Here is a 6,000-nt window from a genome sequence, read left to right as displayed (position 1 = left end):
GCCCACCAGCGCCGATGGTACTGCTAACGCGGGAGAGTAGGCCGCCGCCAGTTTTTATTTTATTTTTAAAAATCCTTTATCGAAAGATAAAGGATTTTTTTTTGCTCTATACTCAAGAATCAAAATACTCAGAGATCCCAATACCCCAATACTCCAATACTCCAATACTCCAATACAATGGGTGATAAGCAATAAGTATTGAATATTATCTAGTATCTATGTTTTGTCTAAAGCCCGTTTCTATTGAATGCTGAGCCTGTAGAATCCCTGATGCTTATTTTCTCTTTACATTGTCTTTATTTTATCAAGTTATATTTCTGATATCATTGGACTCGTCTGTATTACCATATTTTGTCAGCCTGAAAGATCCCAACGGTTGAAAGGAGAAAAATAGCTTCTTATTTTTAATGGTAAAATTGAATAGAATAATAAGATGAATAATGTTGACTGGATTCCTACAGAATAGCAAATAGTGAGTAGTACTGAGAATCTAAAGCATCATACAAATATTAATGATTACTACCCATTACCAATAAATAATCTTACAATCAGCTTCACAGGCATATATTTATTATCTATTGCTCTTCCTAGCCCTGATAGTAACGGTTACCCCACAGCAGGAGTGGGAGAGCAGGGCTTAAGCGTTGGGATAGAAAGGCGCGAGGAGTATGAGTGGATAGCAGGATTAAGCTCCTGGAATATATTTGAAATTAAGTCAAGATTATTTCTATTCACAAAAATTGCAATAGACTAAATCTCTTAAAGCCTTTTTATTTATGTTGTAACTTTATTATATGAAAGAGCATATTGTGAGAGGGTTCAGATTTGAAACCTACAAAGCACCGGAACTGTCTGTATTTGATAGGTTACTGGAAATTTTTACAGATTTACTAACCCACACTTCAGGAGATTTTGATGAAGCCATTGACTGGCTTCGAATGCTGGATGAAGAATATCAGCTTACTACTCCGGAATACACTATTGACAATTTTATTGAGGATCTTAAAAAGAAAGGATATATCCGTGATGAAGTTGATCCTAATGGTGGAAATGGAATTCGCCTGAGTGCGAAAATGGAACAGAATATCCGTAAACAAGCACTTAATCAAATATTTGGAAACATTGGTAAAAGTAGTAACGGCAATCATAAAACCAATAAGAGCGGAACGGGAGAAGATACAACGGGAGAATTTCGTAATTATAATTTTGGTGATCCGGTAGAGAAAATTTCTATTACGGAAAGTCTTAAGAATGCTCAAATCAATAACGGAATCGGAGATTTTCATCTTACTGAAAATGATTTAATTGTAGATGACAGTATTCATCAATCACAGATGAGCACCGTTTTGATGATTGACATCAGCCACAGTATGATATTGTATGGAGAAGACCGTATCACTCCAGCTAAAAAAGTGGCAATGGCACTTGCCGAACTTATTACCACACGTTATCCGAAAGATACTCTCGATATCATTGTTTTTGGAGACGATGCATGGCCTGTTAAAATTCAGGATCTGCCTTATCTGCAGGTTGGCCCTTATCATACAAATACAGTGGCAGGGCTTCAATTGGCAATGGATATCTTGCGTAGAAAAAGAAATACCAACAAACAGATTTTCATGATTACCGACGGAAAACCAAGTTGTATTCGTCAGGCGGATGGTACTTATTACATGAATTCTTATGGTTTGGATGAATATGTTGTTCAGAAATGTTATAATATGGCATCTCAGGCAAGAAGGCTCCATATTCCCATTACTACTTTTATGATTGCGCAGGATCCTTATTTACAGCGTTTCGTGAGTGAATTTACAGAAGCCAATCAAGGGAAGGCCTTTTATACAGGACTCAATGGATTAGGACATATGATTTTCGAGGATTATGAGACGAATCGTAAGAAAAGAATCCGCTAGAAAATAATTATTCATTAAAAATATATTTCAAAGTTTATAAATCAGATTTTAAATAAAATGACTGAAAAGCCAAACATAAAAACACTGGGTTCATTAAGAGCATCAGGATATATATCAAAAAATATAAAAGACGAATTAAGAGATAATTTAAAAACTAAAATTCGTAATAAAGAATCTGTATTTGAGGGAATTTTCGGATATGAAAATACAGTTATTCCTCAATTGGAACATGCTATTCTAAGCCGGCATAATATTAATTTATTAGGATTGAGGGGGCAGGCGAAAACCAGGCTGGCAAGAATGATGACCTCTTTACTGGATGAATGGATTCCTTTTATTGAAGGAAGTGAGATTAATGATGATCCAATGAATCCGATTTCCCGTTACGCTAAAGAATTAATTGAAAAGGAAGGGGACAATACTCCAATAGAATGGCTTCACCGTGATGAAAGATTTTTCGAAAAACTGGCTACTCCGGATGTGACTGTTGCCGATCTGATCGGAGATGTGGATCCTATTAAAGCTGCCAATCTTAAACTTTCTTATGCAGATGACCGTGTGATTCACTTTGGGATGATCCCACGCGCAAACCGTTGTATTTTTGTAATTAATGAATTGCCGGATCTTCAGGCGAGAATTCAGGTTTCTCTGTTTAATATTTTGCAGGAAGGTGATGTGCAGATTCGTGGATTTAAGGTGAGAATGCCTTTGGATATACAATTTGTTTTCACCGCGAATCCTGAAGATTATACCAACAGAGGAAGTATTGTTACTCCACTGAAAGATCGTATAGGATCGCAGATTTTGACACATTATCCTGAAAATATCAATATTGCAAGAGAAATTACCAATTATGAATCCAGTTTAGACAGTCGTCAGAAAAATGGAGTATATGTTCCTTCTTTAGCGAAGGATCTTTTGGAGCAGATTGGTTTTGAAGCTCGCGAGAGCGAATATGTAGATTCAAAAAGTGGAGTAAGTGCCCGTATGAGTATTACAGCTTTCGAGAATTTACTGAGTACAGCGGAACGCAGGTCTTTACTGACAGATGACGAAGCAACTTCGGTAAGATTGAGTGATTTTGTGGGAATAATTCCTGCGATTACTGGAAAAGTGGAATTGGTTTATGAAGGTGAGCAGGAAGGATCGGAAGCGGTGGCTCAGTTATTAATTGATAATGCAATCAGAACTTTATTCACCTCCTATTTCCCGAAAGTGGAGAAACTAGAGAAAAAGAATATTGATGGGCCGTTTAGCCAGATTACAGAGTGGTTTTTGGAGGACGATGGATTTTTGGAAATTACAGATGAATCTTCGGATGAAGCCTATGCAAAATCTCTTAACAGAATTTATCCTCTTGATCAGATTATTGAAAAATATCAGCCAGATACTCAGCCGGAAGATGTTTTATTCTTAAAAGAGTTTATTCTTTGGGGATTGGCAGTAAACAAAAGGCTGAATAGAGAAAGATTCAGAACGGGAGTTTTCTTTTCTTAATATTTCTAAAACCTAAAGAGCATACAAACAAAAAGATGTGGAAATTACTTCCACATCTTTTTATATTTTTAATCAAATTCATTATCAAACCTGAATAACTCCCAGATTAAATTTTTCTGTAATAGGTGAGTGATTAGCTGCTTCTATTCCCATAGAAATCCATTTTCTGGTGTCTGTTGGGTTGATAATAGCATCAGTCCATAATCTGGCTGCTGCATAGGTAGATTCAGTTTGTTTCTGATATTTTTTTGAAATGGTATCCAATATATTATTATGTTCTTCTTCAGAAATTTCTTTCCCTTGTTTTTTTAGGGTAGATTCCTGAATCTGGGCCAGTACTTTAGCAGCTTGTGCTCCACCCATTACTGCCAGATCAGCCCAGGGCCATGCTACAATCAGTCTGGGATCATATGCTTTTCCACACATTGCATAGTTTCCTGCTCCGTAAGAATTTCCAGTAATGATCGTGAACTTAGGAACTACAGAATTGGCAACAGCATTCACCATTTTTGCTCCATCTTTGATAATTCCGCCATGTTCCGACTTGGAACCCACCATGAAACCGGTAACATCCTGTAAGAAGATTAAAGGAATCTTTCTTTGATTACAGTTAGCAATAAACCGGGTTGCTTTATCTGCAGAATCAGAATAGATTACTCCTCCAAACTGCATTTCTCCTTTACCACTCTTTACCAGTTTTCTCTGATTGGCTACAATTCCTACAGACCAGCCATCTACTCTTGCAGTAGCACAAATGATACTTTTGCCATAATCTGGTTTATATTCTTCATATTCAGAATTATCTACAATACATTTGATAATTTCATACGTATCATACTGCTCTGCTCTGGAAACCGGCATAATTCCGAAGATATTATCAGGGTTTTCCTTTGGCGGAAAACTTTCTATTCTGTCGAAGCCTGCTTTTTCAGTACTTCCGATAGATTTCATGATATTTTTGATTCTGTCCAGAGCATCTTTATCATCTTTAGCTTTATAATCGGTAACTCCCGAAATAGAGCAGTGGGTAGTAGCTCCGCCCAATGTTTCATTATCAATGCTTTCTCCAATAGCAGCTTTTACAAGATAGCTTCCTGCAAGGAAAATAGAACCTGTTTTATCCACAATCATGGCTTCATCACTCATAATAGGCAAATAAGCTCCTCCTGCTACACAACTGCCCATTACCGCCGAAATCTGGATGATTCCCATAGCGCTCATTTTAGCATTATTTCTGAAAATTCTTCCAAAATGTTCTTTATCAGGAAAAATTTCGTCCTGCATCGGAAGATAAACTCCTGCAGAGTCTACCAGATAGATGATCGGAAGTTTATTTTCCATGGCAATTTCCTGAGCTCTCAGGTTTTTCTTTCCTGTGATAGGAAACCAGGCACCTGCTTTTACAGAGGCATCATTGGCTACTACTATACATTGTCTTCCGGAAACATAACCCATAACGATTACAACACCTCCACTAGGACAGCCGCCATGCTCTTCATACATTTCATAGCCTGCAAATGCCCCAATTTCTATGGAATCAGAATCTTTATCAAGAAGATAGTCTACTCTTTCTCTTGCGGTCATTTTTCCTTCCTCACGAAGCTTCTGAAGCCTCTTTACACCGCCTCCTTTTTTGATCTCGGCAAGCAAGCGATTTATCTCTGATAATTTTAATCTGTTCTGATCTTCTCGTTTGTTGAATTCGATGTCCATAGAATTTTCAATTTTTTACGCTTAAAGATACTATTTTTATGAGGAATACGAACAGGAAGTAAAACACATGTTTAATACTTTGGTTATTAGTAAATTGTGAAATTTTTAACAGAAAAATATTTTTAAATAATTTATATTTTTTCTAACTTTACATAAGAGTAACAGAGGGTGATAACCTCTGAAAAATACTCAGTTCCTAGTTTATTTTTTTAATAGTTTATTATTTGAAGGCCCTGAAAGTTTAACAAATTTTCAGGGTTTTTTTATTACAGATCAATAATTACTAATAATATTTTCTATATTCTACAATACTAAGGTCGGTAGAGGGATTTTTATATTTCCTGTATTTTTTAGCCGGAATAAATCCCAGTTTTTCCGGAATTTTTCTGCTGGCTGTATTTTCTTCATCTACAGGATACAAAATATATTTAAACGTAAAATTCTGTTCAAGAAATTCAATGAGGCTTATGATGATTTCGGTTCCCAGTCCTTTTCCCTGAGAACTCTTTTTTAACCATAATCCCAGCTCAATGGATTCCTCTGTAATATTATGGATACCACAACATCCGGTAAAATCTCCATTTGAATCCAGAGCAACCATTACCAGGTCTGTATTTTGTAATAAGGTTCTTTTTGATTCATCCACAAAGTTGATTATTTCTCCTCTGTCACCTTGCGGATTGAAGGGCATATATCTGGTCACCCCTGTGGTAAAATGTTCTGAAATGTCATCAATATATGAGTCATCAACAGGCTGTAATGTTAAATGCTTTGTTTTGATTTTAATATCTGGATTTAATATCATATTGTAAGATTAAAAGAAACTGTATTGTTTTTTCATCTGTTTTTCTGGAAAGTTAATAGAATACATCATGTA

5 protein-coding genes are annotated in these 6,000 nt (G+C 36.0%); 3 read left to right on the top strand and 2 right to left on the bottom strand.

Going from position 1 to position 6,000, the window contains the following annotated elements:
- The first annotated feature begins 472 nt into the window (after positions 1-472).
- Genes WH267_RS02145 through WH267_RS02135 form a run of 3 tightly spaced genes read left to right on the top strand, consistent with a single transcriptional unit; the run spans position 473 to position 3,410 of the window.
- Positions 473-754 (top strand): hypothetical protein, encoded by a 282-nt coding sequence (locus WH267_RS02145; protein WP_340005219.1) that lies wholly within the window; start codon positions 473-475, stop codon positions 752-754.
- A 40-nt stretch (positions 755-794) separates the two neighbouring features.
- Positions 795-1,913, top strand: coding sequence for a vWA domain-containing protein (locus WH267_RS02140; RefSeq protein ID WP_123321402.1), 1,119 nt, complete (start codon positions 795-797; stop codon positions 1,911-1,913).
- A gap of 57 nt (positions 1,914-1,970) precedes the next feature.
- Complete coding sequence (locus WH267_RS02135; RefSeq protein WP_115971682.1) at positions 1,971-3,410, top strand: AAA family ATPase; 1,440 nt, start codon at positions 1,971-1,973, stop codon at positions 3,408-3,410.
- 84 nt (positions 3,411-3,494) lie between these two features.
- On the opposite strand, the gene WH267_RS02130 is transcribed toward WH267_RS02135, so the two are convergent.
- Together WH267_RS02130 and WH267_RS02125 are read right to left on the bottom strand one after the other, a co-directional pair.
- Positions 3,495-5,123, bottom strand: a complete 1,629-nt coding sequence (locus WH267_RS02130; RefSeq protein WP_340005217.1) for an acyl-CoA carboxylase subunit beta — start codon at positions 5,121-5,123, stop codon at positions 3,495-3,497.
- Between the two features lie 283 nt (positions 5,124-5,406).
- Positions 5,407-5,928, bottom strand: coding sequence for a GNAT family N-acetyltransferase (locus WH267_RS02125; RefSeq protein ID WP_340005216.1), 522 nt, complete (start codon positions 5,926-5,928; stop codon positions 5,407-5,409).
- Positions 5,929-6,000 lie beyond the last annotated feature (72 nt).

This window comes from Chryseobacterium sp. MYb328, assembly GCF_037572595.1.
Taxonomy (GTDB): domain Bacteria; phylum Bacteroidota; class Bacteroidia; order Flavobacteriales; family Weeksellaceae; genus Chryseobacterium; species Chryseobacterium pennae.
This window is presented reverse-complemented; position numbering and strand designations above follow the sequence as displayed.

What these genes read in the sequence shown, in the direction of transcription:
- WH267_RS02135 (WP_115971682.1), top strand. Translation starts at nt 1,971, where the DNA reads ATGACTGAAAAGCCAAACATAAAAACACTGGGTTCATTAAGAGCATCA.
- WH267_RS02130 (WP_340005217.1), bottom strand. Translation starts at nt 5,123, where the DNA reads ATGGACATCGAATTCAACAAACGAGAAGATCAGAACAGATTAAAATTA.
- WH267_RS02125 (WP_340005216.1), bottom strand. Translation starts at nt 5,928, where the DNA reads ATGATATTAAATCCAGATATTAAAATCAAAACAAAGCATTTAACATTA.
- WH267_RS02140 (WP_123321402.1), top strand. Translation starts at nt 795, where the DNA reads ATGAAAGAGCATATTGTGAGAGGGTTCAGATTTGAAACCTACAAAGCA.